This window comes from Pseudobutyrivibrio xylanivorans, assembly GCF_008935055.1.
GTDB classification, from domain to species: domain Bacteria; phylum Bacillota; class Clostridia; order Lachnospirales; family Lachnospiraceae; genus Pseudobutyrivibrio; species Pseudobutyrivibrio xylanivorans_A.
The window spans coordinates 1,090,739-1,116,644 of sequence record NZ_CP043028.1 but is presented as its reverse complement, the minus strand read 5'-3'; the positions used below and the strand labels follow the sequence as shown (position 1 = coordinate 1,116,644).

General features: G+C 37.7%; 27 protein-coding genes. 4 read left to right on the top strand and 23 right to left on the bottom strand.

Annotation, left to right across the window (positions count from 1 at the left end; translation table 11 throughout):
* The first annotated feature begins 191 nt into the window (after positions 1-191).
* From FXF36_RS05140 to FXF36_RS05130, 3 genes are all read left to right on the top strand, one after another.
* A complete protein-coding gene (locus tag FXF36_RS05140) occupies positions 192-1,427 on the top strand; it encodes a lipase family protein (protein WP_151622777.1) in 1,236 nt (411 codons plus the stop codon).
* Positions 1,428-1,654: 227 nt separating this feature from the next.
* Positions 1,655-2,389, top strand: coding sequence for a hypothetical protein (locus FXF36_RS05135; RefSeq protein WP_151622776.1), 735 nt, complete (start codon positions 1,655-1,657; stop codon positions 2,387-2,389).
* A 179-nt stretch (positions 2,390-2,568) separates the two neighbouring features.
* A complete protein-coding gene (locus FXF36_RS05130) occupies positions 2,569-3,411 on the top strand; it encodes a NifB/NifX family molybdenum-iron cluster-binding protein (RefSeq protein WP_151622775.1) in 843 nt (280 codons plus the stop codon).
* A gap of 4 nt (positions 3,412-3,415) precedes the next feature.
* Here the strand turns inward: FXF36_RS05130 and FXF36_RS05125 are convergent, their stop codons facing one another.
* From FXF36_RS05125 to FXF36_RS05050, 16 genes are all read right to left on the bottom strand, one after another.
* The gene (locus FXF36_RS05125; protein ID WP_151622774.1) at positions 3,416-4,444 is read right to left on the bottom strand and encodes a tyrosine-type recombinase/integrase; all 1,029 of its coding nucleotides are present in this window, start codon (positions 4,442-4,444) and stop codon (positions 3,416-3,418) included.
* A gap of 91 nt (positions 4,445-4,535) precedes the next feature.
* Entirely contained in the window at positions 4,536-5,642 is a 1,107-nt protein-coding gene (gene relB / locus FXF36_RS05120) for a type II toxin-antitoxin system RelB family anti-toxin (RefSeq protein ID WP_151622773.1), read from the bottom strand.
* The gene (locus tag FXF36_RS05115) at positions 5,569-6,903 is read right to left on the bottom strand and encodes an MFS transporter (RefSeq protein WP_151622772.1); all 1,335 of its coding nucleotides are present in this window, start codon (positions 6,901-6,903) and stop codon (positions 5,569-5,571) included. The genes relB and FXF36_RS05115 overlap by 74 nt, the downstream gene beginning before the upstream one ends.
* 329 nt (positions 6,904-7,232) lie before the next feature.
* A complete protein-coding gene (locus FXF36_RS05110; RefSeq protein WP_243143578.1) occupies positions 7,233-7,472 on the bottom strand; it encodes a class I SAM-dependent methyltransferase in 240 nt (79 codons plus the stop codon).
* Positions 7,473-7,795: 323 nt separating this feature from the next.
* A complete protein-coding gene (locus tag FXF36_RS05105) occupies positions 7,796-8,719 on the bottom strand; it encodes a radical SAM mobile pair protein B (RefSeq protein WP_151622771.1) in 924 nt (307 codons plus the stop codon).
* On the bottom strand, positions 8,695-9,393 hold the full coding sequence (locus tag FXF36_RS05100) for a radical SAM mobile pair protein A (protein ID WP_151622770.1): 699 nt from the start codon (positions 9,391-9,393) through the stop codon (positions 8,695-8,697). The genes FXF36_RS05105 and FXF36_RS05100 overlap by 25 nt, the downstream gene beginning before the upstream one ends.
* Complete coding sequence (locus tag FXF36_RS05095) at positions 9,390-9,827, bottom strand: radical SAM mobile pair system MarR family transcriptional regulator (protein ID WP_013282512.1); 438 nt, start codon at positions 9,825-9,827, stop codon at positions 9,390-9,392. The genes FXF36_RS05100 and FXF36_RS05095 overlap by 4 nt, the downstream gene beginning before the upstream one ends.
* Before the next feature lie 65 nt (positions 9,828-9,892).
* Positions 9,893-10,909 carry an SIR2 family NAD-dependent protein deacylase gene (locus tag FXF36_RS05090; protein ID WP_151622769.1) on the bottom strand — a complete coding sequence of 339 codons (1,017 nt, stop codon included), beginning with the start codon at positions 10,907-10,909 and terminating at the stop codon, positions 9,893-9,895.
* Positions 10,910-10,929: 20 nt separating this feature from the next.
* Positions 10,930-11,712, bottom strand: a complete 783-nt coding sequence (locus FXF36_RS05085; protein WP_151622768.1) for a protein-ADP-ribose hydrolase — start codon at positions 11,710-11,712, stop codon at positions 10,930-10,932.
* The gene (locus tag FXF36_RS05080; RefSeq protein WP_167511294.1) at positions 11,709-12,860 is read right to left on the bottom strand and encodes a helix-turn-helix domain-containing protein; all 1,152 of its coding nucleotides are present in this window, start codon (positions 12,858-12,860) and stop codon (positions 11,709-11,711) included. Before FXF36_RS05080 ends, FXF36_RS05085 begins: the two co-directional genes overlap by 4 nt.
* 8 nt (positions 12,861-12,868) lie before the next feature.
* Complete coding sequence (locus FXF36_RS05075; protein WP_330583221.1) at positions 12,869-13,303, bottom strand: macro domain-containing protein; 435 nt, start codon at positions 13,301-13,303, stop codon at positions 12,869-12,871.
* A gap of 53 nt (positions 13,304-13,356) precedes the next feature.
* A complete protein-coding gene (locus FXF36_RS05070) occupies positions 13,357-13,797 on the bottom strand; it encodes an Rrf2 family transcriptional regulator (RefSeq protein WP_151622766.1) in 441 nt (146 codons plus the stop codon).
* Between the two features lie 111 nt (positions 13,798-13,908).
* A complete protein-coding gene (locus tag FXF36_RS05065) occupies positions 13,909-14,679 on the bottom strand; it encodes a nuclear transport factor 2 family protein (RefSeq protein WP_151622765.1) in 771 nt (256 codons plus the stop codon).
* Between the two features lie 217 nt (positions 14,680-14,896).
* Positions 14,897-15,418: a DUF4256 domain-containing protein gene (locus FXF36_RS05060; RefSeq protein WP_151622764.1), complete on the bottom strand. Its 522-nt coding sequence runs from the start codon at positions 15,416-15,418 to the stop codon at positions 14,897-14,899.
* A gap of 182 nt (positions 15,419-15,600) precedes the next feature.
* Positions 15,601-16,440: an aldo/keto reductase gene (locus tag FXF36_RS05055; RefSeq protein WP_151622763.1), complete on the bottom strand. Its 840-nt coding sequence runs from the start codon at positions 16,438-16,440 to the stop codon at positions 15,601-15,603.
* A 24-nt stretch (positions 16,441-16,464) separates the two neighbouring features.
* Entirely contained in the window at positions 16,465-16,986 is a 522-nt protein-coding gene (locus tag FXF36_RS05050) for a flavodoxin (RefSeq protein WP_151622762.1), read from the bottom strand.
* A 149-nt stretch (positions 16,987-17,135) separates the two neighbouring features.
* On the opposite strand from FXF36_RS05050, the gene FXF36_RS05045 reads away from it, so the two are divergent.
* The gene (locus FXF36_RS05045) at positions 17,136-18,023 is read left to right on the top strand and encodes a LysR family transcriptional regulator (protein ID WP_151622761.1); all 888 of its coding nucleotides are present in this window, start codon (positions 17,136-17,138) and stop codon (positions 18,021-18,023) included.
* Between the two features lie 90 nt (positions 18,024-18,113).
* Here the strand turns inward: FXF36_RS05045 and FXF36_RS05040 are convergent, their stop codons facing one another.
* The 7 genes from FXF36_RS05040 to FXF36_RS05010 form a co-directional block, all read right to left on the bottom strand.
* Positions 18,114-19,403, bottom strand: coding sequence for an ATP-binding protein (locus tag FXF36_RS05040; protein ID WP_151622760.1), 1,290 nt, complete (start codon positions 19,401-19,403; stop codon positions 18,114-18,116).
* 490 nt (positions 19,404-19,893) lie between these two features.
* A complete protein-coding gene (locus tag FXF36_RS05035) occupies positions 19,894-20,319 on the bottom strand; it encodes a DUF6608 family protein (RefSeq protein WP_151622759.1) in 426 nt (141 codons plus the stop codon).
* A complete protein-coding gene (locus tag FXF36_RS05030; protein ID WP_167511293.1) occupies positions 20,319-20,789 on the bottom strand; it encodes a LytTR family DNA-binding domain-containing protein in 471 nt (156 codons plus the stop codon). Before FXF36_RS05030 ends, FXF36_RS05035 begins: the two co-directional genes overlap by 1 nt.
* 7 nt (positions 20,790-20,796) lie before the next feature.
* On the bottom strand, positions 20,797-21,759 hold the full coding sequence (locus FXF36_RS05025) for an alpha/beta hydrolase (protein WP_151622757.1): 963 nt from the start codon (positions 21,757-21,759) through the stop codon (positions 20,797-20,799).
* A 129-nt stretch (positions 21,760-21,888) separates the two neighbouring features.
* A complete protein-coding gene (locus FXF36_RS05020; protein ID WP_151622756.1) occupies positions 21,889-23,040 on the bottom strand; it encodes a helix-turn-helix domain-containing protein in 1,152 nt (383 codons plus the stop codon).
* A gap of 9 nt (positions 23,041-23,049) precedes the next feature.
* Complete coding sequence (locus FXF36_RS05015; RefSeq protein WP_167511292.1) at positions 23,050-24,381, bottom strand: MFS transporter; 1,332 nt, start codon at positions 24,379-24,381, stop codon at positions 23,050-23,052.
* Positions 24,382-24,548: 167 nt separating this feature from the next.
* A complete protein-coding gene (locus FXF36_RS05010; RefSeq protein ID WP_151622754.1) occupies positions 24,549-25,898 on the bottom strand; it encodes an MATE family efflux transporter in 1,350 nt (449 codons plus the stop codon).
* Between the last annotated feature and the right edge of the window lie 8 nt (positions 25,899-25,906).

Sequence of the window (25,906 nt, the reverse complement as noted above, 5' to 3'; positions counted from 1 at the left end):
AAAATGTTACGTATAATGACTATTTGGCAATTAAATAACGCAATAATAACAATTTTGACTTGGAAAATATAATGTGTGAGAAATCGCAATAATAACAAAAAAACTCTTTTTATTGATTGGATTTTGGGAAGCATTAGAAAACTAATCCTGTTATATTAGTTTCCGCAATAGAAAAGGAGTAAAAAACAATTATGAGAAAAAGAGTTTTAAGAACTTTAGCTGCGGCTCTTGCGGTTTCAACTATTCTTGTAAATCCAATGGTTGCAGAGGCTGGATCAATTCTTCCAGCAGGTGGAGATACAAATTATATTCTTCACACAGAAACAGATTTTAAAATCATGGATATGGTTTATAAAATCCAGAACGGTGAGACTGTAACTATTGAGAATGCTGCACAGATGGCAACACTTACAAAGGTTGGTTATGCAGATTATCAGTCAGCTGGTCCTATTTCTATCACAGAAGGTAGAATGACTTATAACACATATAAGAGTTCTGAGGATAAGGCAGTATATGTAGTTGCACTTTCAGGAACAGAGACAATTGTTGAAAATCAGACTACAACTGTTAAGGAAGATCTTCTTTCAGGATTTGAATTAAGTAATGAGTACGTAACAAACGTAAAGAATGCTATTATCGATAGAATTCCTGCAGGTAGCAATATTATTTTTGCAGGTCATAGTCTTGGTGGAATGGTTGCACAGCAGGTTGCAGCTGATAAGTATATCAAGGATAATTACGAAGTACTTAATACAGTTACATTTGGTTCACCTCTTATCAAGGGCTTTACTCGTGAAGGTATGGTAAAGAGACTTGGTGATAGCAGCGATAAGAATACATTCTATAGTATTTCTTCAGTGTTTAACATTGTTTGGCAGTATGCCGGTGTTAATCATGAAGATGGTGGTTATAATGGAGATTCATCAGCTGCTCACTGTGATAGCTACTTACGTGAAGACGTTTGGGGCAACTATGATTGCGCTGGTGAGAAGCGTGGAAGTGTTTTAGGTGTAGAAACAGGTAGCAGAATGCTTACTTTAAACTTTGCTACTACATCATTCTATACTTCACTTTACGGAACAACATCAGTAGCTAGAACATCTATCCTTCCTAAGAAGACACCAGTTGAGTGCTATGATTTAGCTAAGCAGGCAGTTGCTGATGGATATATGTCTGAGGATGCTTTAAATCAATTTACAACTTTTGAACAGGTAAATGATGAGGATGCTGTTGAAACAGAAGTTTCTGAGGTAATTGAGTCTGATGCAGAATTAGTTGAAGCTGACGCTACTGAAAATGATATCGTTGAAGAAGATGTCGTTGTAGAAGATAACCTTGTAGAAGAGGTTATTGATGCAGAGCTAGATGAAACAGCAGCAGTTGAGACTGAAACTGAAGTTGTTGAGGCAGAAGCTGTAGTAGAATAAATTATTTACATAAATACAGTGTTCAAAAAAGATCAGGATTATATCCTGGTCTTTTTTAGTGGGGACAGTTGGATACATTTTCGATGTTTTTTAGAAAGGTTTCAGCAAATCTTTTATGTCCCTCAATAGAGAAATTCAAAAAAGAATATTATAGTAATTCCAACTACTAAAAATAATGCTAAAAGGGTATTATTGATTCATAGCATACATTAAGGAATTATAGGTTTATGAAAAATATAGGTGCAAAGAAAATGGAACTTGAAGAATTAAAAAAGACAATTGTTAGAGATTTAAACGCAGAGGAATACCCATTTATTGTGGAAGTAAAAGGGAATACAGTTATTGCTCGCTGGAAGGTATGTGAGGTGCCTCAGGATGTGGACGAAAAGAAATTGCGGTTGTTTTCTGTGAAGTATAAACTTCGAAAGGACAAGACATTTTATGGTGGGGAAATGACAGCGCATCGTTATGATTATGTACCACCTATGAGTACACAAACAACATCTGTGTATTCGGTTTCAGCTTCAGATAATCTGCCTTGGCGAAAGAAGGTTGATTTGAAAGATTATCCTAATATAGGCTTTGATGCTCAAAAGTTGTATTCCATTATAGAACACTATTTGATGGGGAATGGTTTTTGCTATCGACCAGGTGTCTGGAATCATGCATACATAGAGTGGAACGCAGGATATAAGCTTCGACTAGTAGGTGCCTTATTTATTTTTGTGGGAAGCTTTTTATTTATTGGATGCATTGAAACAGGAATTTTATTTATCCAGTTATTTCCGCTGATTCATGTCATTATTGGAATTTGGTTACTTCTCATTGGTTTGGGTAAAGTTGAATTTTATGATCTTCGGAGGGATATTGCCATAAAGGTAATATTGGGCATTATTATAGGTGCATGGCTAGTTGTATTTGCTTTGATGTTTCTAGAGTATATAGGTTTTTTGAATCTCTGATACCAGGATAAGAGGCATAAGAAAAGGATACTAAACTAATAGTGTCGAGATTTATGGGTACATATGGCAAGGTTAAAGCAGCGGAGAATCCAACACAAATGTTAGGGGAACTATAATTCTTGTATTCTCATTATTTAGAAGGTATAATAATCAATATTTTGTTTTGAAGGAGTATAAAAATGAGAATAGCAGTAACATACGAAAATGGACAGGTTTTTCAGCACTTTGGACACACAGAGCAGTTTAAAGTATATGAAGTAGAGGATGGCAAGGTGGTTTCGTCAGAGATTATTGGTTCTGATGGGCAGGGTCACGGTGCTTTAGCATCTTTACTTAGCAATAAGTCAATCGATGTACTTATTTGCGGTGGTATTGGTGGAGGAGCTCAGGCAGCTCTTAGCGAAAATGGAATTGAGCTTTGTGCAGGCGCATCAGGAGATGTAGATGCGGCAGTTGAGGCTTATCTTAAGGGCGAGCTTATTAACACTGGTGTTAATTGCAATCATCATGGTGAAGGTCACACTTGTGGTTCTCATGAGGAAGGTCACAGCTGTGGCTCTGGTTGCGGAGGATGCCACTCTGAGCCTGCATTTGAGGGCAAGAACGTTGGTAAGACATGCCGTACACATTATAGAGGCACATTTAACGATGGAACACAGTTTGATTCATCTTATGACAGAGGCGAGCCACTTGAGTTCGTTTGCGGCGCTGGTATGATGATTAAAGGATTCGACAAAGCCGTTGCAAATATGGAAGTTGGTGATAAGGTTGATGTTCACCTTATGCCAGAGGAAGCTTATGGCCAGCGTGACGAGGACGCAGTAGTTACATTGGAGATAGCTCAGCTTCCTGGCTCAGAGGATTTAGTGGTAGACCAGCAGGTTTATTTACAGGATCCATACGGCAGACCATTCCCTGTAAAGGTTGTTGCTAAGAATGATACAGAAATTACACTTGATGCCAATCATGAGATGGCTGGCAAAGAACTAAACTTTACAATTGAGCTTGTGGAAGTTAAATAGTATTTTATGAGAACAACGAGGCAGCTGCAATAGCTGCTTCTTGTTTTCTTTCGTCCTTGTCACCAATATAGTGCTTAGATGTTTCAATCGAGCTATGGTGAAGAGCATCTTTTACCGCATAGATGTTGTTAGTGTTTTTATAAACTGTAGTGGCAAATGTGGCTCTTAATTTGTGTGGTGAAATATTGCTTGGAAGTCCGGCTGCCTTACAGTATTTCTTAAGCATTTTTTCAATAGAGCTGACACCCATTCTTTTACGTTGTGTAGATAAGAAGAGGGCATTTTTTTCTTCTGAATCGACTAGGAGAGGGCGAGTGAACTCTAAATAATCGTCTACGACATTTTTGACAGCATCAACAAAATAAACGTAGTCCTCATCTTCACCCTTTCTTATGATGTGAAAACAAGGCTGACCTGGCGTGGTCAAATCGTAATCGCTTATATTTAAGCCAACAAGCTCGGATACACGCATTCCTGTGCCCAAAAGTACCATAATAATTGCCAAATCTCTATAAATGAGCTTCTCAGAATAAGCTTTTGAATGCTCCTTTACGCCATTTTGATTTTGTATACAATCCAACAAAGTTCTTACTTGGTGCTCGTTGAGTTTAATAACTTCCTTTTCCTTTACTTTAGCACCTTCTTTATCGATTACGGGATTAGTTGTGATTGCGCCAATTTTGAAATAAAATTTGTAAATCGATTTAACTACAGAAAGGCGCCTGCGTTTAGCAGTATCTGCTAGGGTTGCACCTGATTCAGAGCTGGCAACAAACTTGTTTATTTTTGTAAGCGTGACTTTATCTAAATCAGTCACTTCAAGATCAGTTATAGATTTCTTTTTTACAATAGTCGCAACAAATCTAAGGAATACATTTACTTCATATAGATAGCTTTTTATAGTATTTGTTGAGCTACCGTTCACAACCAATGAATCATAATAATCTTCAATAAATTCTGGCATACTGTTTATTAATTCATTGATTTTTACGTTGTTTTTTTCGTCTACTTCATTCCTGTATTCGCGGCTCATAACGACTCCTTAGATATCAAAAACTTAATATATTTTGATTATATCATAAAATTCCGCAAAAACTATATTTCACGGAAAGATAAACCTAAATTCATAGAATTTTAAAATAATCTAACATCTTACTAATTGATTCTTTTTCCGATTTGTCAAAATCCATATTATCGCTTTGTACATAGTTCATAATTATTGTTTGAAGACCATTCAAGATGCTAACACCACCTATGTCATCATATGCAACAGGCTTATCACTCATCGGGCCATATACAAACTTTGTGCCTGTATATATTTCAAAAACAGGATTTGAGTCAAATAGCTTAGCGTATTGTTTTGCCTGTTCCAAAGAAGAAATCATGTTTTCTTTATCTTTTAGCAAACAATAGTCGAGAGCTGTTTGCAAATGCATCATTGCCAGTGTGCGATGAAAATAACACACACTATTACCTTTTATCATCCCCTTGATTATTGAAACCAGCCATGATAGTAATTCTATTGAATCGCCATATTTTTTCATTTTTACCAAATGCCAATTTAATTGGGCTACTGCACTATAAATATCAAACACGCCCAAATTAATTGCCTTATCATAATAGTCCAGTGCTTCATCTTTTCTCCCCAGACTATAAAGTCTATCACCCACCAAATCATTAAATACACCTTTTACATTTATTGATTGTAGTAGACTAAGGGCCTTCTCGTCATCCTTCTGAAGGTTTGCCATTTCCAGGATAATTTCACTTTCCTCTCTTCTGTTATCTGGCGAATTCTTTACGACCTCCAGGGCCTTCTCTAAATATTCAATCGCATTTAGTCTATATAAATCATCCTTGTCATCCATGTACATTATTTTGTATATCAATGCGCACTTCTGCAAAAGCTTCACATTTAAGGGATATCTTCTTGCCGCCTTCTCCGCCATATCCAAGGCTACCTCATTATTATGGTTGCTTAGCTCTTCCTGAATGCTTGTCAAAATATCATCTACTTTTTTAGAGGACAAGTCATACCCTACCAAAGTATCCATAGAAAGATTAAAAAAGTCAGCCAAATCCATAATCATATTTATATCTGGAATACAGTTTCCATTTTCCCATTTTGAAACTGTGCCAACTGTAACTCCCATTGTCTCAGCCAACTGCTCCTGAGTTAACCGCATTTTCTTTCTGCATGATTTGATATTCTCTGGTAATCGATGTTGCATAATTCTTCTCCTTATTTTTCTCTATGTACGCCAAAACCAGCAAGCCTACAAAAAACATTCCACAAGCAATTCCTGAAAACTCTATAATTTGTAAAGAATTGAATTTTATTGTAAAAAGGCTGACTATCCCTGAGCCTATTGGCATTGATGCGCATGCAAATGCATTAAATACTGATGAGACCCTGGCCACATAATCCTGCTCAACATTAGTCGCAAATTCTATATTAAGCACTCCTGATGTAATTGAACCAAAGGTTCCAATCAAAACCATGGATACCAATGCAAAAATAAATGGTGATAATCTTCCTACCCCTACACTTCCTCCAATGGCAAATAAAACTAGCGCAACTCCAATAAACACCCCGCTTATGGCATTCACTATTTTAAAACGATATTTCTTTGCTACCTTTGCAACAATTAACGAACCAACTATCGCCGCAGTCCAATTCCAACTCAAACAAAAGCTTTGAAAATCCGCATCTCTTTTATAGAAATCAATTATGTGTGGTGTAAGCAAACAATTATATGGCGACAAGAAAAAATTATATGCCACTGCAACAACACACAAATAGATAACCATCTTTTTTCTCTTAATGTACTTAAGCCCTTCCGCCAGCTTAGTCATATAGCTTTGCTCATTGATACTTTCATCATCAAATTCTCTCTGCTGATATTTGATGAAAAGGATGATAAATCCACAGATGTAAAATGTGGCAACATCTATTAGCATTGCAACATTTACGCCAAGCTTTGCAATTATAACGCCTGCACTCGCTGTTGACATGATTGTAGCCATTTGGCCCGCCACCATTCTTAAACTCTGCACAGTAGGATAATATTCTGGACATACAAGCTCTCGTACGAAGGCTGATTCTGCTGGTTGATTTATAGACTCAACTGTGGTAATTAGCACAGTAAATAAAATCATCAAATACGGATTAGCTTTGCCAAGAAAAAACAAACAGACAAATCCTGCTATTATAAGGCCCCTAATAAAATCCGTATATACGATAATCTTTTTCTTGTTTCTACTTTCTACCCATGCTCCAGCAAAGGGCAAAAGCACCACTCCAGGCAATTGATTCATTGCAAATATTACGGAAGTCCAAGTAGCGCTTCCCGTAATCTGATACACTAGCCATGTAAAAGCAATAGCATCTACACAATCACCAAATCGATTGATTACAGATGAAATTAGCAATCGTCTTATATTTGTTTGCTTTAAAACTGTTAAGTAACTTATTTTTCCCTGTGTTTCCATAATGCATTCCTCCAATTACTTTCTCCTGATAATAGCATTATAGAAACCCCTCTACTATTATATAATATACTATTTTTCTAGTTTCGAATAAATATATTTTCTTATTTGGAAACATTAGCCAATTGTTTGGGTACATAATAAATATAGACTATTGGCAATTTTTTGCTTTTTTGCCAATAGTCTATTGAAGATATTACTATTTCGATTTATAGCTGCTTAGATATGTACGTAGAAAAAACATTGAATTTCTTATCTTTCTTACATTATTTAGAGACGTTCTGGTGAATCCGGTTTTTTGGTCATATATAGGACATAGGTGTCGTTAAAAATTATCTTGTCTCCTGCTTCAAGAACGGCACTTCAGTGTTCAAAATAGGTTCGGTAGCCTGCCCAGTTCCGGGACCCAGCTCAAGAACTGACTTGCCAGTTCCAATATTTGCGGAGCTTATCAAATAATCAAATAGTTCCTTGCTATATCTTGGGCGGTACTTATCAAATTGTTCAGGTATTGTATCAAATACTTTTCTGTATTCCATTTCTATTCTCCATAAAAAATCTTTCTCAAGCATGGTCCAGACTCCTCATCGGGAATGATAGAAAAGCCCTGTTTTACATAAATTAGAAACTATCCACTTACAGCATTTAAATATTATTATGAATTGAGGTTAGATAATGTACTTGCATGAAGATAAAGAACTTTCAAAAAGCGATTTTGAGTCCTAGAATAATCCCAGAAACTTCTTTGTATATGGTTCCATATTTACGGACTGTATAATCGACAATCAGCTTCTTTTACGGGATCTCTATCATAAAAATGTATCTCCCTTTTTACAAAAGTGTTTCTATATGCACAAACTTGAAGTTGTGCGATTAACTTCCGTTTATTCTTCCATCAAGGATTATGTATTACATTTCTCTTTCCACTATTGGCAGTTCCTCTTACTTCTTCGTGGTAAAAGTAATCTACGATTGTTGGATGTCCTTTCTCTACTCTCTCATACGGAGTTTCATTATCAACAAACCTGCAATCATACTTTTTAGCCAGCTCTTCTGCTTTCTTTTCCAGCGCTTCAAAATAGCTGCGGTTCTTTTTATTATAGATTTCGTCATACAGTGGCACCAGATCCGGATGTTTATCAGAAATGTATTTCATGATATCTGCCTTAAAACCTCCGCGAAGATTCAGATTCTCAAGCCATACAAGGTCACACTGATCTTTTGTCCTGTCTATGATTGCCTCTATATCTGTAATCCCCGGGAACACGGGTGAAATGAAGCAAATTGTACGAATGCCTGCCGCATATACCTCTTTCATTGCAGCAAGCCTTCTTTCTATGCTTACTGCCGCATCCATATCATCTTTAAACTCTTCATCGAGAGTATTGATTGACCATGATACTGTAAGTCTGCTATTTTTATTGATCTCTTTTAGCAGATCCAGATCTCTTAGTACAAGGTCTGACTTTGTACAGATAAGTATGTCCGCACCACTGTCCTTTAGTTCTTCCAAAAGTCTTCTTGTATTTTTATATGTTTCCTCTAGCGGATTATAACCATCCGTAACTGTTCCAATGATTACCTTCTGACCGGCATACTTCTTTGGATTCTTTATTTCAGGCCAGTCTTTCACATCCATGAAAGTTCCCCATTCCTCCGTATGCCCTGTAAAGCGTTTCATAAAAGATGCGTAGCAGTATTTACAGGCATGGGGACACCCCACATAGGGATTCACCGAATATCCTCCAATAGGAGTATTCGATTTTGTCATTACACTTTTTGTTTCTATATGATTTACTTTGATTTCTGGTTGTTCCATATTCTCTGTTCCTCCAGCACTTTGTTAAAAGCATCCGGCATTTCCTGTATCATTTCTTCTCCCATAATCGGAACAAGATCTTCTTTCCAGAATACAGGAATTTTCAGTTCATGAGCCTGTTCTGTCAATGAATAAACCCACCCGGGATCTGTTTTAACAGTCCTGCTCTTTGCACCTGTCATAGTTCCCACCACAATCCAGTCAATGCCTGTAAGATCAACCTTACCCGGATCATCGAACAAAGGCTCAAAGGTCACATGATAATGCTTTGCCCTTACATTGCTCCGCAGTGCATCAATACGCCATAACTCAGATTTTCTCGTAACTGTAACGCCAAACCATGCATTATCAAGATCTGTTTCAAAAGACAGAAGATCCGGTCGTTTGGTAAGAAAAAGAAACTGGTGCTGAGGATTCTCTGCTATCTTTTTAAAGACTTCCTCTCTCCATTCCTCATGCCAGCCCGAGAGATCGCTCATACCGGTCAGCAGAAAATTCTGCGGCTTTTTCTTTTCCATCATACGAAGCTTGCCTTGAAAAAACTGTGGCTTTTCAAAATCATCTATGATGTGATAACGCCTCGTATTGTTTCTGGCATAGCAGTACGGACATCCAACAGTGCACCCTATAACAAGATTCATGTTCTGAATCTGATCTTTAATACAAATACTCATTTGTCACTCCATTCCTCAAGGTTTACCCTGATGCGGTTAAGATACTCTTCAAACTGAAGAATCTCTTTATCCGTAAAATCACGATAATAAATATTCCCCATCTCATTGGATACGGAGTCATAAGCTTCTTTAAGTTCTTTGGCTTTATCTGTGAGGAACAAAAGAGTTTTTCGCTTATCAGCTTCATCAGTTTTGCGGCTTATCAGTCCGTTTTTTTCCATCCGCTCAAGCATGGTTGTAAGTGAAGTAATTGCAAGTCCGCTTTTCTCGGAAATAATTTTAATAGGAACACCATCTTCCTGCCATAAGACATAAAGAATCCTTCCCTGAGCTCCGTTAAATGCATCAATGTTTTTTTCTGCCAGTATCCTTTCAAATATACGATCACCCAGCTGTTTTATTTTTGTAACAAGAAATCCACCATTTGTCTTCATAATTAAATACTCCTATATCGTAGTTTTATACTACGATATAGGAGTATTTTTGTCAAGCACACATATCATAACTTCCGATAATCACGCCACCTGTGATTATCCAAAAGCTCATCTATATCACTGTTAATGCATACGCTCCTATCTTCTAGCTCTTTGGGACAGTATGCCTCTTTGTAATTCAAGCATGCATATGTAGCTTTTTCATTTTCCATTGTCATTTGCCAGAATGGATACTTAATTATTACTGGTGTATTGCTGCCTACCCCAAGTTCCAGGAAAAGCACATGCAGATTTTCATGTCTTCTAAGGAAATCAGAATAAGCCGCTGATGCTCTATGCCAGCCTCCATCTTCAAGGAATGTATCATCACTTCTAAGATTCATGGTGACATCACTTCCATCAATCGGACACTTTGGAATCAAACTGCTGTCAATTTCCATTCTGACCACGCCGCCAGATGGTATTGCAAAAATTCCATTCCCATCCTTAACATATCCCTGAGATTTCATGGCATTCATCACCCAGTCTTCATTATCAAAGTTTTCCCTAATTGCCGGATTCAAACTTTGAAACAGACCATAATCTCCCTGAGTGTAAAATAATCTTTTCTTATCAAAGCCTGCTTTCTGAAAGCAATGATCCACGTTTGTTGTAATCACAAAGTAATCTTTATTCTTAACAAGGTTATAAAGTTTTGTATAAGTATCTTTAGGTGCATCAAGGTATCTGTTGATGTAGATATACCTTGACCAATATGCCCAGAACTCTTCCTTGGTTTTGTATGGGTAAAACCCGCCTGAATACATGTCCTGAAAACCATATTTTTCTTCAAAATCAGAAAACCACTTTTTAAACCGGTCTCCACTGTACGTAAACCCTGCGGAAGTAGAAAGTCCTGCCCCGGCTCCAATAACAATAGCATCAGCTGTCTTTATTTCTTCTTTTAATCTGTCAAGCTGCTCTATATCATCATCTTTTCCAAGATTCATACCGCTGTTAAAGCTATGTATGGCACTTAGACTTTTTTCTATTGTTTCCTGATATCCATTTGGCTGAAACAATCTGATCTTAGCCTTTATCATTGTAAAACACTCCTTACAGTTTAACCATTTAACAGTTTTTCATATATTTCAAAATCAAGATCCTTAAATACATTGAAAACAATCTTCATCTCACTGCCTGTCTCATCAAGCCAGTTTTTAACTGTCTCTACAGCAATCTCAGCAGCTCTCTGATTAGGAAACATGAAAACACCGGTAGAAATGCAGCATAAAGCAATGCTCTTTACGCCATTTTCTTCTGCTATATCAAGGCATGATTTATAGCAGGATGCCAATAGTCCCTCATGTTTTTTAGTCAGAGGTCCTTGAACTATAGGGCCAACGGTATGAATAACATAATCACAAGGTAAATTGTACGCCGGAGTAATCTTAGCCTGCCCTGTTGGCTCTGGATGTCCCTGCTTTTCCATGATGCAGTTACATGTTTTTCTTAGCATGAGTCCGGATTTCGAGTGTACAATGTTATCCGCACAATTATGCAGGATTCTCCAGCAGCCCAAAAGCTCTGAATTAGCAGGATTCGTCAATGCATCCACCCGAAGTGTTGTCATGTCTCCTTGCCATAAATATATACGATTATCACTTTTTATGGGTTCTAAATCATTTATATCTGTAATGCCAGCACGTCTATTTTCTTCTGTTAGATATTCATCCTGTATCTTAAGAAATTCATCACTTAGATCTTTAGGTACCCATATATTCATAAGACCACGAAGTAAATCCTTCTGCCCTTGCTCATCATTTGGGATAGGATAATCACTTAGCTGGGATTCATCTCTTTGTAATTCTTTAATTAACCAAATTCTCTGTTCAGTATGGTTCATGAGATATCAACTCCCTTCTTTATTGCAAATTTCTTTATTTCATTATAATTCTCTCGCATTGGAATAAAACGTTCAGTTTCCCAATTGCGGTATGAAGCCGAAGAAACACCAAGCGCTTCTGCAAAATCTACCTGTCTTAACCCTAATTGTTTCCTTAAATGCTTTAGAATTTTCCCATATCCCGGCTTGCAGAAGTCCTTATAATCATCAATATACAATTCTGGATTCTCATTAAGCTGTACAATGGTAATCCCTGCCTGATGCGCAATCTTTTCCAGACTTTTAAAATAATTCAAGTCGGGAGCACTTAATTCCCGTTCCCACTTTCCTATAGCTTCACCTGTGCATCCTACCAACTGCCCCAACTGATCTTGAGTGTATCCATATGCCATACGAATACTTTTTACTTTCTTACCGCATTCATAACCAATAAAATCTTGATATTGACTTCCAAAATACTCAGGGTTGTCGTTTAATTTTTGTAATTCTATTCCAACCTTGATAGCAATTTCTTTTATGGCATCAAAATACTTTCTTAATGGTTTTTGCCATCCTATTTCCCAATGCTCTAATGTTTCAGAATCACAACCGATAGATATTGCAAATTCCTGATATGTCATTGTTGCTGCTAGCCTTATTTGTCTTATTTTCTTACCATAATTTCCTTCAACAAATAAAGTATATTCATCCTTATAGCAATCAGGATTCTCAACAAGTTTGCTTAAACTTATTCCTATATTTCCTGCAATCTCTTTTATCTTTTCAAATCTTTGAGGTTCAGGATGCCTTTCCTCAAACTCACACTCCCAGACTGCAACCGTACATCTGTCTGTATCAAGCAATCTTGCAAATTCCTCTTGTGTGTAACCACCTTGTAGGCGGATTATTTGAATACATCTTCCATAGCCTGGCTGACAAAATGTCGTATATTCATCCATCAGCTCCCTATAATCTATATCCAGATAATCACCAATAGATTTAGCATATTTGTAATGTATAGGATTAAACCCATTCTCTAAATTAAATAAAGCTCCGGTCGTCAGTCCAAGTTCTTTTGCAAGTTTCTCTCTACTAATTCCTCTTTGTTCACGTATAAACTCTAACTTTCTTCCTGGTCTTGCATCCTCAGCTGGTCTTGGTATAGGCAATGCAAGGTTTACGAGCACCTTGCCATACTGTTGTTGTATGCCTGTGTGATTGAGGTAGGTGCCGCTTTATCTATGCAAGTATGCATCGGTACAAAACAACCAAGCATCTGCGAATTAGCGGCATTAACAATAGCATCCACCGAAAGTCTTGTGATATCTCCTTGCCAGATAGATAGTCCGTCCCTGATAACCGGGATGTCTGACAGATTCACCACACCCTTTTCAGCCGCTCTTTCAGTCAGATATTCATCCTGTACTTTCATGACCTCAGAAGATAATTCTTTTGGCATACGGATGTTCATAAGTGACCTTAAGATTCGTCTTTTATCTTCCGTACTATTTGGAGTCTGTAATTCCTTATATTCATCTGAATCTGCCTTGAACTCTTCTACAAGATAATCAAGACGTTCTTCCTGTGTTGATTTTTTAGCCTTAGTTTCCATATTCCACATCCTTCTAAAAAAGACTCTGAAGAAAATACCTCAGAGTCTCACGTTTACGCTTCTTTTGCCAACAGTTCCTGCATTCCGGATCTTAAATCATTAAGAGTGTATTTTTTCATCTCTGATTCCATCGCTTCCTGGATGCTTTTCAACTTATCATCCAAAAGTGAATGGATATTCCTACCAACAGGGCACTCTGGATTTGGTGATTCATGAAATCTGAATAGATCTCCATCCTCCAAAGGCTCTATTGCCTGATACACATCATAAAAAGTTATGTCTTTAAGATCTCTTGTAAGCTCTATTCCGCCTGTTCCTCTGATAACATTTATTAACCCTGCATTTTTAAGCTGAGTAAGTATCTTTCTAATGATGACAGGATTCGTATTTATACTGGCTGCAAGAAAATCGCTCGTTACCTTGTGTTCTTCTTTAAATGTATCAACACATGTAAAAATATGAAGTGCAACCGTAAATCTGCTTGATATCTGCATTCTTTAATCTCTCCATTCCATTTCGGTAGGTGCAGAACAATCGTCCACTGGACGATTTGCGCCCTCCTGCCATCATTTTACTTCGTGACAGATGTAGTTGCAATGGTTACATTAAAACTTTCCGTTTTCATTAGCCCATGTAGACTTATCAGCTAATGTCTCCATTACATCCCAGTGCTCTGCGATAAATCCGTTCTCAACACGGAACAGATCATAGTAGGTTGTAGGTACACCGCCAAAGGTTCCTTCTGAACAGGCAAGTGCATAATCTCCATCTGCAAGAACCATATGAGTCTTGTTATAAACCATTGAGATTCCCTGCTTAGCCATAGCTTCAAGTGCAGCTCCAAGACCTGAAAGACCATCTGCAATTGAAGTATTATGCTGGATATATTTATCTCCATCGTAGTAAGAAGTGAGCTTGTCAGGATTCTCCCCACGAAGTACATCGCCTACAAATCCAGCTACAACCTTACGTGTCTCTTCCTTATCTACATCTTTCTTCTCAAGAGTTCCATCAATCTGAGTATGTCCTGAAGGATTAGGAGCTGCCTTGTCTGCTAGATTATCCCAGTGCTCTGCAATCTTACCGTCTTCATCGAATCTGAAAACATCGAATCCGACCTGCTCTCCTGCTCCTGCAAAATTATATACTGTCTGAAGGAAAACCTTATCTCCATCCTCGAATGCACGAATGTTATTAACAGTTGTTTTTACAGGTGCCTGTGCAAGTCCTTCAACTGCTGCTACAAATGCATCTGCCCCTGTACCAAATGCAAGGTTATGCTGAATATAGCCTGTTGCAAGAAGTTCCTTTGCCTTTGCTGTATCTCCTGATACGAATGTTCCGATGAGTGCTAATGCTTTTTCCTTATTTGTCATGAGTATTTTCCTTTCCGGCTCTGCCCTGCGAGGTAATTATCCTCGAATGTTAAAAAGCTCATCGATGTAACCGTGGTGGTTTCATCCGATGATGTCAATATAGCACCGTTTTGATGTAATGTCAATGGTTACATCAAAAATTTTTCAAAAAAATTTCCAGGTGCAGATAAACACCTGGATTTAATGTTCAATATTCAATTAGGTCGACAATTTGAATTTATATAAGCGTATAACCTCTGAACCCGCGCACGGAATAGTACGAATCCGCCCCGTTATGGAATGTGAAAACCGTTCCGTAACGTCGTTCGCAGAACAATGCACCGCCCTTGTCACGAATATCATCCGGCGTAGTAATCCAACTTGACGTTTTCAAATCAAATTCCCCGAGACTTTGCAATCGGCGATAGAGTTCCTCCGTCATTATCAAAACGCCGATTTCTTTTGCTTTCCTTTCGGCGCTGCCTGACGGCGGGTTTTTGGCACGCCCCTGTAATGCCTTTTCGTCATAGCACAGGCTTCTGCGCCCAGAAGGGGACTCCTTTGCGCAGTCGCAGAAAATTAACTTTCCCGTCTTTTCGTCATAGCCGATGGTATCCGGTTCTCCGCCGCTCTCCTCCATCCTTCTCAAAACATCCATGGAGCCCGGATGCTCAAGCAAACGTTTCTCCACGTCAAGCCAACTCAGTTCCATATGAAGATTCTTATTATCCTGAAACCTCGCTTTTAATATTTCTAACATGATTTACCCCTCCAATCCCCCGATTTGGCATGCTTCAAGCAAGCTACAATTCTAAAAACGTCGATTCTTAATTTCACTGTCTTAAATTATACAGAATCCTCATCCAGTAAGAAATATACAATTCAAAACAATAACAAAAAAGGACAGCTATCTCTTTCGAAATAGCTGTCACTATACATCTCTTATTTTTCAAAATCAGGTTTCCATCCAGCAAACTGAATAAGCTGTTCATCAGTTCTGTGATAATATCTCTCGTTCTTATCAAGCTTGGCGATTTCTGCCATCTCTTCATCTGTAAGCTTAAAATCGAGAATGTTCAAATTATCCTTTATGTGATCCACATTTTTACTTCCCGGGATAACAACAAATCCCATCTGTGTATGCCAGCGAAGAATAATCTGTGCAGGTGACTTACCATATTTCTTACCAAGCTCTGCAAATACAGGCTCATTAATAAGAGACTTGTCACCATGTCCAAGTGGATACCAGCTCATAAGCTTAATATCATATTTATCCAAAGTCTTGCGAAGCTCTGTTTGTGTAAAATATGGATGTGCTTCTACCTGAATAAACTGAGGAACAATTTCCCACTTAGTCTGAAGTTCTTCGATATACTTTCCTTCGAAATTTGAAATGCCGATAGCCTTAGCCTTGCCTTCTTTATAAGCTTTCTCAAGCTGTCTGTATCCTGCAAGCCAATTTCCAGCAGGCTGGTGGATGTATAATAAATCCACATAGTCAACGCCAAGGCGCTCCAAGGTTTCGTCTACCGCATTTACGTTTTCATATTCTGAAGGCCAAAGCTTTGTTGACAAAAATACATCTTTTCTATCTACCCCGCTTTCCTTAATTCCTCGACCTACTTCCCGCTCATTTACATAAGCATTTGCTGTATCTACAAGTCGATATCCCATTTTAAGCGCTTCTCGCACGCTTACTTCTGCATCTGCAGGTGATAGCATAAATGTTCCAATTCCCACTACTGGGCACACTAATTTGTTGTTTAATGCTATGTTTTCCATTATAAATCCTCCATTTCTATTCCTTTACATCAACCCGTTAGCGGAAAACCACTTCTCTACAGCTGTTTTCGCATTTGCAGCCTGGCTCCCGGTAATTGCAAGTCCATTTTTTACATCTGCGCCCTTAGCATACTTTTTTACATCACGTTCACTAGAACCCATTCCACTTCCTTCATTGGTACAAAGCGGAAGTATGGTCTTTCCTGTAAAATCATATCTTTCAAGAAATGTTGCAACTGCCATTGGAAATGTTCCCCAATAATTTGGATAAGCAAGCACAATGGTGTCGTACTCATCAACACTGTCCAAGTAATTTGTAAGCTCTGGGCGAGCATTTTCTCTTAAATCTTTCTTTGCTTCATCAATGCAGGTCATGTACACCGGAGAATAAGGATTTAACATCTCAATCTTGAATGTATCTGCATCTATCAGTTCTTTCATCTGGTTAACAACAATTTCTGTGTTTCCGACTTTCACATATCTCATCGCTCCGCCAAAATAATTTTCATCTGCTCTTGAAAAGAATGCTATTAATGTTTTTGCCATCTTTGTTTCCTCCGTTTAGAATTTCTATCAATATCTGTTATTCCCAATTGGTTTTGTCCTTTGTTGTTTACATTATCTCACGTGGGCTTTATAATATCCAATAGAAACTTTGGATAGTTGATTTAATTTTTAAATATCAGAGGTATGCTATGACAACAAAGCAGATAGATTATTGTATAGAATTGGCCCGTACCGAGAGCTTTTCCAGGGGCGCTGAGAATATGTTTGTAAGCCAGCCTACATTTTCATATCAGATAAAACTACTTGAAGAGGAAGTGGGTTTTGAAATTTTTGTTAGAAATGGGAAAGGTGCGACTCTTACACCTGCTGGCCAACAGTTTGTAACCTACCTTTCAAATATGCGCGAAGAAATGAAAAGAGCCATCGAACAGGGTCAAAACTTTAGTGCGAAATACAAAGAAAACATCACTATAGGTATGTCAGTGCGACAGGCTCTTTATTTCCTGCCAGAGGCAATCAGGGAATTTGAAAAGGAAGCGCCAGGCACTCAGATTACACCTCGTTTCCAATATGGTGGCAGTATGGATAGCTTTCTCAAAAATGAATCCGATGTTGTATTTGCCCTTGAAGAACAGACAAAACAGCTGGCAGGCACTACTGTCCACCAGCTGTTTAAAAGTCATATCTATTTAATTTGTGATAAGAATGATCCTCTTGCAGAAAAAAATCTCATAACTGATGAAGACATTTATGGTCGCACTCTTATGGTAGGTGGCGGCTCACCGGCACTTCTCCGCTCAGTTCAGCAAAAGCTTATTTCATCAGGTAAGATTGAATATTTTAATAGTCCAGATCATGACACCACACTTACGAACATTGCTTCCGGTAAAGGAATCTGCCTGGCTCCCGGTTTTCTTAACGACCACAGCGGACAGTTTGCCTGGATTCCTTATGACTGCAATGATACCTTTTCATGCGTTCTCTGCACTCATAAATCAGATCAACGTCATAGCCTTGAAGCTTTTATTAAAGTGTTGCAGAAGCTGTACAGCGAAACTGTTGCGTTTCCACTGTAAGAAAAAAGCCTTGTGGAAGCATTTTTTCAAATACCTTCACAAGGCAATTTTTAGCTATTTCCCATGAGTATAAGCTGTTAATATTTCACATTAAGAATCAAGGCTATTTTCATTCAATAAAAAGTCAAACAGTCCCATAACAGTAATCCCCTGTTCATTTCGCCATACTGGTGTATTTCCACTAGTAATTATAATCTTTTTAAATGAATCTGGTATTTTGATTAGTGATGCCTGTTCCTGATCTATTTTCTCTTGATTTGGCAATGCATATGCTGACTGAATATAATATCTCTTGCTACCTTGATTGACGACAAAATCGACTTCCAGCTGTTTTCGAACTTTTTTTCCATCTTCATCGACACGAATTTCAACAACACCTACATCAACGTTGTAGCCTCTATAAATAAGCTCATTATAGATGGCATTTTCCATCAAATGAGTCTCTTCAAATTGACGGAAATTCAAAAGAGCATTTCTCAACCCCAAATCTGTATAATAGTACTTAGACGGTGTACCTATGTATTTACGCCCCTTAATATTATATCTTTCGCCTTTTTGTATAACAAAGCTTTCCATTAGATACGTTAAGTAGTTTGATATTGTGGGCATGGATATTGTCTTATCACCATTACTATTGAATGTGTCTGAGATTTTTTGAGCATTTGTAAGAGATCCTATGGCGGACGCAATAACCTTCATCAACGTTTCCATACCGGCTGTTTCTCTTATTTCATATCTTTCCACTATATCCCTAATATAAATCTCAGAATTTAATCTCTCAAGATATGCCCCCTTAGCCTCGTTGTCTGGTTCTGCCAATATATGTGGAAGTCCACCATAGAACAAATACTCTTGCCACGCATCATATTTGTCTTTGCCAGATGCAGGGTAGTACTCTGAAAAAGATAATGGTGCTATATGTATTTCATCACCACGTCCCCTAAATTCAGTGAGAATATCAGAAGAAAGAAACTTAGAATTGCTACCTGTGACATAAACATCAACGTTCTTTTTTCTAAGTAAGCTATTCAAGACACCATATAGCCTAATTGGAACATCAGGATTTTTCATTTCTTCCCTGGTAATTGCATATTGTGCCTCATCTATGAAAACATAGTACTGCTTTCCTGATTCAGTTATTTTGCTTTTGATGTACTCAGATAATTTTTGTGGATCACAATACTCCACATAATCATCATCATCTAAAGGAACAGTTATTATACTATCTGCAGGAACACCTTCGCTGATAAGATAATCATAGTATAAATTGAAAAGTAAATATGACTTACCACATCTTCTAATTCCTGTAATAACCTTAATTAATCCATTATTTCGCTTACTTATAAGCTTATTTAAATATCTATCTCTTTTAATCTCCATAAAGATAAAACTCCTATTTTAGATTTTAGGTCCGTGTACCACTTTTCTAAAGTATATTATTTCTGAAATAGATTAGCAAGCTCTATTTTGGAAAAATGGTTGCGATACCGTTTTTCTAAAATGGCTCCTCAGTATAATCCCTCAAAGATAACCGTAAGAAAAAAACAACCAGCTCACAAAAGTGAGTGGTTGTTTCTACAAATCCCAATTTATCTAATCCTTTAAAGATTTGCAACTATAATAAGTCAGAAGTAAAAACTCTGCCTTATCGGTAGATTTCTTCTGACTCCATAAAAAATTAAGAAGCACAACCTGAATAGGAATTGCCGCTATTGCAAAATCATAATTATAGGGGCTAATCCAGTTAAACATAATATTTCCTCAGTGTATTCTCGGACACAAGGTGTCTGAGTGCAAAATATCAGAAATTATATTTAAATGTTAATTGCGTCTCCCCCACAAGTCAATACGATTAACACCAACTACATACTTATTTCAAATCAATGCCATGCTTTTGGATATCTTTAATCAGGCTGTCTTTTTTCTTCGTATCCGCAAACACACTATAATAATAGATTCCCGCTAGGATAATGTACGGAATTGTGAAAGAGCGATAGAGCTCAAACCATCCTCTTGGAGTAATAGTATCAAAGCAGCTTATAATAAGGAGCAATACTGCTATCAGCGCACATGCCACCAGATATTGAATAACCACCATGGCTAGTGGACTAACACTTTCAAAGAGCCCGTGCAGCGATAACACCACCGATGCGATAACACATATTGCAAATATCAAAAGTTCATTCATATTATTTGTCTGACCGCCAAACAATATATTGAAAATGGTTACTGACACAGAAACCATCGTATATGAAACACAAATCATTAAGGCTAAATTGCTAATATACTTTTTCACTATACCATTCTCCTCATTTTCTGTAGATACTGGTCAAATTCCTTCTTGTAGCTTCTGTTGACACAAATTCTCTCTCCATTGTCAAAATAGGCATATACCTTCATGTTAAGGTCAGGCTTTAGCTGTTTTATCTTGAATATGTTTATGAGATTAGACTTAGAAACTCTTACAAATCCATAGTTACAAAGAAGCTCCTCACACTCAGCGAGAGTTTTCATTATGCGATAGACTCCGTTTCCTGTGTACATAAAAAGTTTTCTGTCAACGTAATCCAGATAATATACTTCTTTTGGATCGATTAATATCTCTTCTCCATCGTCAATATCTTCATCCGCAGGTCGCCCTGAGAGGGAAAGTCTATCAGACTTAACGATATCTATTATCTGCTTAATCTGTGGACGCATATTTGAAAAATACACATCCACATGCTCATCTACATTATTCTTATCCTCAAATAAATTTAACTTCATACCCTTTTTATAATCCGGCATTAGCAAGGAAATTCTCAACATATTCCATGTATCCTGCAGGATCATCAATAACTCCTTCTATGTGTGCACTGTTTACATAAGCAATGCTCTTTTCTGCACTTCCAACATTATCATATACTTCTTCAACCATCTCTGGAAGACAAACCTCATCCTTTTCTGAAACAATGATGAGTGTAGGAAGCTGGTCGTTTGCTACGACCTTTATTGTATCACCCTTATCCCAGTTAACATGATAGAAAAGATTTGAATAAAGCTTACCTGTTTCGACAAAGTAAGATGTCACAAATGAATCCATTTCCTGTGGGTCGTCATCTGCAATGACGCTTCTTATCATGTATTCCATACCTGGAACTGGGCTGTCACAAATTACTGCATCTGCTGCCTCTGCTGTTCCAGGAGCTACGTTTGATGCATAAACTGCTGTAACCTCTCCGCCCATTGACTGGCCGTGAACAATAACCTCTGTGCTGCCGAGAGTCTCTCTTGCATACTTCACAAGAGCTTTAACGTCACGCATCTCATTAACTCCGAAAGTTACCTTTTTATCAGAATTTAAACCGTGACCTCTATCGTCAAAAGCAATTACGTCATAACCTCTCTCAATATACTGCTGTGCAAGAGGATAAGTTGACACTCTGTCGCCGCCGGCTCCGTGTACAAGTATTACGCACTTGTCACTGTCCATATCAAAATATGTTCCAGGAACAACATTTCCATCCTCAGCTGTAACTGAAATCTCTTCACCCTTATATGTATTGTTAAATCCGTCAAGATCATAACCGTAGATTGCAAGCTGCTTAACTGAATTGGCCTGAGTATCATTGTTTTTATTCTGATAAAACACTCCATCTGTAACCAGCTTTGCCATTCCGAATGAGCCAACTACTATCAGTGCTGCAACTACTCCTAATGTGATTTTTACTACCTTAACGATTGCGTTCTTTTTCATTTGTTTGTGCTCCTTTTCTTAAGATGCTTTTACTTTATCAGAAAAGGATTTCTTATATCTTCATATTTGCACAAGTTGCATTTTAGGATGTTCAAGTTGCAATTGATGTTGTGTTTATCAAAAACCACTTTAATCTACTTTTATTTTATTCCAATATTCCAGAGCCGTTTCCATCTTCTTTATGACTTTATCAGGAAGCACTTTAGGTCCTATGGAAAAGAGATTGTCGATACCTGCCACGGCACAGACGCCAAACGCATCATAAAGAGATATGTGATAATCTTTGCCCCCGTGCCAGAATTTAATTTTGTCGGAAAAATCATTTGAAGGATTTTTATCGTATTCCTTGGCAATCTCCAAAGCTGTATCAATGCAGACTTCCATGTCATCATATTTTTTTTGGCATGAAAGAACCAGCGCTTTAAATATTAGCCCCATAATCTTCATCTTGGAAAGATAGCTGTTCTGACGTCTATTCGTGCTAGTTGCATCAACTATGGTCATGAACCAGTCCATGAGCTCGCAGGCTTCTTTATAATCCTTGGTGTTATCCATGGCAACCAACACCATAAACATTTCAGTGGCAAACTGCAGAACTTTAATCAAAATAGAGACCAGAACTTTAGTGTAGGTCTCCATTGCTTCATCTGGTTTGCCGGTCATTCTCAGTATGTTAGCAATATTAATGTCCGCTATGCCCTGGTAGTTTATCTTTTTGAACTCCTCAAGGGATTTCTCCGGATTTTCCCGCCCCTCAAGTGTTGCTATATCAAATCTGATATTAAAAGCTTCCTGATCGGGATTGTCACTCTGTGAAACATAACGCAGGGAAGATTCATACAGCTCAATAGCTTTTTTTCGGTAAGCCTTAGAATCTTTTATCGTTGAAACCACGTGGTATGTGTCTGCACAGCTTGTAAGAATCTTATAATTACCAGGATATCTCACTAACGCTTTTTCTGCCTCAGAAATAGCTTCGTCATATTTATCCTCGTGCAAAAGAGCGTCCAGCCTATCTGAAATATCATCTACCTTTTTAGAAGACATGCTATATCCCAAAAGGACATCAACAGAGATACTGAAAAAATCTGCAAGTTGCATAAGCGTCAGAATATCTGGTACATTGCTTCCACTTTCCCATTTTGACACTGCTCCAACAGTAACTCCAAAAGCTTCTGCCAATTCTTCCTGAGTTAAATCCATACTCTTTCGGTATTTCTTGATGTTTTCATTAAGCTTTAGCTGCATTGCAAACTCCTTCAATTCCTTCAACTCTTTCAATGAAAGATTTTATCCTAAACTTGCTGAGAATTTCTCGCCTTTTATTCCAAGTGAACCTTCCTCAATTTCCATCTGTGGCTTTACAAGTGCTAATACTGCCAAAATAGCTACTGCAAAAATCACGCAGAAGATAAGGATCGACTCTGTACTTACCTTTGCTACTACTGCGCTTAATAGTATTGATCCAACAGGCATACATTCCGCTCCACAAGCGCCCATTACTGCGGCTGCTCTTGCAATATACTTAGGATCAGCATTTTTCATAAACTGAATATTTATAGTTCCACCGATAATTGATGCTGCTACCATCATGATAAAAAATGATGCTGCTACATCCACATAACAAGCGATGCTATTTCCATCAAAGAATCCGCCACAAGCAATTCCAAGCATTCCGGCACCGAGAGCAGCTGTTCCAAGCATTATCATCTTAAGTGGTGAGAACTTCTGTGAAAGGAATGGAACAAGTGCTGATCCTGCAATTCCACCTATTGCTGCAAATGCGCCCGCAATACTAAGGATTTCTCCACCCATGTGGAATATCTCACTGGCAATTGGTGCCTGAAGTGCATTTATAGGAATAAGCATAAAGTTAAGTGCAACTGCAAGCAGACCATAATTACAGATAACGCGGGAACTTGCTACATATTTGAAGCCATCTAAAAAGAATTCAAGTTTACTCTGTTCTTTATTATCATCTGATGCATTTTTCTGGATAGATGCCTCTGCTACTTCCTTCTGTGCTGCTAGTCCAGTCTTCATAGCACCTATAAGCACTGCTGCCACTACGAATGTTGCTACATCAATCATCATTGCAGTTGAAACACCTGTTGTAGCAATAATCACACCTGCTGCTCCTGTTCCTGCCAGTGAAGCTGCACTGGAAAGCATAGAATTAAGACTCATTCCGCAGGTCATATGCTCTTTCTTTACCACCTGCATAGTAAATGCTGAAGTTGCTGGAAGATTAAAGGACTCAACTGTAGTAATGATCAATGTGAAAATTGCCATGATTAACGCATTCACCATACCAGCTTTATATAAAAGAGCAAACAGTGTAATGATGGCTGCTCTAAGAATGTGTGTAGCCACAATCACATACTTCTTGTTCATCTTCTCAACAATGGCACCGGCAAAAGGCTGAACCACCACATTTGGAAGCGTATTAATTGCAAACACTATTGCTGACCAAGCTGCGCTGTGTGTAATCTGATAAACCAGCCATGTAAAAGTGATTGCATCAACAGAATCACCAAAACGGTTTATAACTGTAGCAAAAATCAGCTTTCTATATTCACGTTCCTTAAAGATTTCCCCGTACATTTTCTTATTCTGTTCCATATCTGAAGCCTCCTTACTTGTTTTCATGACTTCATTCTACATGGAACTGACACTAACTATAATACACTTATTGTACTTGTTGTAAAATAAAAACTTTCCGATACGGAAAATTTTTCTAAAAATCTATCAAAAAATACCTTAGAGTTTAGCCAATAAAAATGATGGGCTCAAGAACCAAAGTATTGATATTTCTTATTTTGCGCTAATAATAGAATCCATGAAACGAAAAATGCTGCAATTTCAGCGACGGCAACTGCACACCATATACCATTTATTCCCAGAATTAATGGCAGAATTAAAACAGCCAATAATTCAAATACCATACTTCTTAATACGGAAATAACGGCTGAAATTGGTCCATTATTTAGTGCTGTAAAAAATGCTGATGCAAAAATATTTCCACCTGCCAGAATAAAAGCAAACAGGAATAATCTAAACGCATGTACAGTTAATTCTAAAAGCTCCCTGTCATATCCAACAAACACTGTAGAAATTGGTCTAGCCAGTAGCTGTGCCAAGATAAACATTATAATGCCACCTAGGTATTCTATCTTTAAGCTTCGCTTAAGAAGGTTTTTTAATTCTGATGTATTTTGAGCACCGTAATGATAGCTGACAATTGGTGATGTCCCCATAGAATAGCCAAATAAAAGACCAATAAATATAAACTGCACATACATTATTACTCCGTATGTAGCAACTCCATCTTCTCCTGCATATTTCATAAGCTGAAGATTATATACAATACTTACGATTGATGATGCAGCACTGGTAAATAGCTCTGACATTCCATTAAATGCAGCCTGTAATATTGCAGCAAATTTAATAGGTGTAAGTGAAAATCTAAGCAAACTGTCATTAGGCTTTATGAAATACGCAAGTGGCATAAGTCCTCCAATTGATGCACTTAAACCTGTTGCAATAGCAGCGCCAGCTACACCCCATCTAAAAACACCAACTAAAAGAGCATCTAATACCATATTTGTAATTCCTGCAGCAATTGTTACTCTAAGACCAAGCTTTGGCTTTTCTGCTGCGGTTGTAAAACTTTGGAATGAGTATTGTAATTCAAAAGGTGCCATAAACAGTATTACTGTTCTTCCATATAAAATAGCGTCTGTTCTCAAAACTTCTGATGCACCTAGCAGATTTACAATTTTAGGCATAAATATGAACGCCAATACCGAGATAGCTACACCGATTGCAGCAATCATTTCTATCATCATGGAGAAGTACCTATTAGCCAATACCTGGTTCTTTTCTCCCAGCGTCTTGGCAACAAGAGCTGTTCCTCCCGTACCAAACATTGTTCCAAAACCGCCAAGAATCATAAATGCAGGCATAACAAGATTAATTGCAGCGAATGCATTCTTTCCGACAAAGTTTGAAACAAATAATCCGTCCACAACTCCATAAATGGAAGTAAATACCATCATTCCCATTGTGGGAAGGCTATATCTTAATAGTCTTTTATAATCGAAATGATCCGATAATTGAATTACATTTTTATTGCTCATACTACACC

Excerpts from the sequence above, each read along its gene's own strand:
- FXF36_RS05090 (WP_151622769.1), bottom strand. The coding sequence starts at position 10,909 with ATGATAAAGGCTAAGATCAGATTGTTTCAGCCAAATGGATATCAGGAA.
- FXF36_RS05095 (WP_013282512.1), bottom strand. The coding sequence starts at position 9,827 with ATGAAGACAAATGGTGGATTTCTTGTTACAAAAATAAAACAGCTGGGT.
- FXF36_RS05130 (WP_151622775.1), top strand. The coding sequence starts at position 2,569 with ATGAGAATAGCAGTAACATACGAAAATGGACAGGTTTTTCAGCACTTT.
- FXF36_RS05125 (WP_151622774.1), bottom strand. The coding sequence starts at position 4,444 with ATGAGCCGCGAATACAGGAATGAAGTAGACGAAAAAAACAACGTAAAA.
- FXF36_RS05110 (WP_243143578.1), bottom strand. The coding sequence starts at position 7,472 with ATGCTTGAGAAAGATTTTTTATGGAGAATAGAAATGGAATACAGAAAA.
- FXF36_RS05045 (WP_151622761.1), top strand. The coding sequence starts at position 17,136 with ATGACAACAAAGCAGATAGATTATTGTATAGAATTGGCCCGTACCGAG.
- FXF36_RS05105 (WP_151622771.1), bottom strand. The coding sequence starts at position 8,719 with ATGGAACAACCAGAAATCAAAGTAAATCATATAGAAACAAAAAGTGTA.
- FXF36_RS05135 (WP_151622776.1), top strand. The coding sequence starts at position 1,655 with ATGAAAAATATAGGTGCAAAGAAAATGGAACTTGAAGAATTAAAAAAG.
- FXF36_RS05070 (WP_151622766.1), bottom strand. The coding sequence starts at position 13,797 with ATGCAGATATCAAGCAGATTTACGGTTGCACTTCATATTTTTACATGT.
- FXF36_RS05085 (WP_151622768.1), bottom strand. The coding sequence starts at position 11,712 with ATGAACCATACTGAACAGAGAATTTGGTTAATTAAAGAATTACAAAGA.
- FXF36_RS05025 (WP_151622757.1), bottom strand. The coding sequence starts at position 21,759 with ATGAAAAAGAACGCAATCGTTAAGGTAGTAAAAATCACATTAGGAGTA.
- FXF36_RS05040 (WP_151622760.1), bottom strand. The coding sequence starts at position 19,403 with ATGGAGATTAAAAGAGATAGATATTTAAATAAGCTTATAAGTAAGCGA.
- relB (WP_151622773.1), bottom strand. The coding sequence starts at position 5,642 with ATGCAACATCGATTACCAGAGAATATCAAATCATGCAGAAAGAAAATG.
- FXF36_RS05100 (WP_151622770.1), bottom strand. The coding sequence starts at position 9,393 with ATGAGTATTTGTATTAAAGATCAGATTCAGAACATGAATCTTGTTATA.
- FXF36_RS05140 (WP_151622777.1), top strand. The coding sequence starts at position 192 with ATGAGAAAAAGAGTTTTAAGAACTTTAGCTGCGGCTCTTGCGGTTTCA.
- FXF36_RS05065 (WP_151622765.1), bottom strand. The coding sequence starts at position 14,679 with ATGACAAATAAGGAAAAAGCATTAGCACTCATCGGAACATTCGTATCA.
- FXF36_RS05060 (WP_151622764.1), bottom strand. The coding sequence starts at position 15,418 with ATGTTAGAAATATTAAAAGCGAGGTTTCAGGATAATAAGAATCTTCAT.
- FXF36_RS05050 (WP_151622762.1), bottom strand. The coding sequence starts at position 16,986 with ATGGCAAAAACATTAATAGCATTCTTTTCAAGAGCAGATGAAAATTAT.
- FXF36_RS05055 (WP_151622763.1), bottom strand. The coding sequence starts at position 16,440 with ATGGAAAACATAGCATTAAACAACAAATTAGTGTGCCCAGTAGTGGGA.
- FXF36_RS05010 (WP_151622754.1), bottom strand. The coding sequence starts at position 25,898 with ATGAGCAATAAAAATGTAATTCAATTATCGGATCATTTCGATTATAAA.
- FXF36_RS05030 (WP_167511293.1), bottom strand. The coding sequence starts at position 20,789 with ATGAAGTTAAATTTATTTGAGGATAAGAATAATGTAGATGAGCATGTG.
- FXF36_RS05075 (WP_330583221.1), bottom strand. The coding sequence starts at position 13,303 with ATGGAAACTAAGGCTAAAAAATCAACACAGGAAGAACGTCTTGATTAT.
- FXF36_RS05115 (WP_151622772.1), bottom strand. The coding sequence starts at position 6,903 with ATGGAAACACAGGGAAAAATAAGTTACTTAACAGTTTTAAAGCAAACA.
- FXF36_RS05015 (WP_167511292.1), bottom strand. The coding sequence starts at position 24,381 with ATGGAACAGAATAAGAAAATGTACGGGGAAATCTTTAAGGAACGTGAA.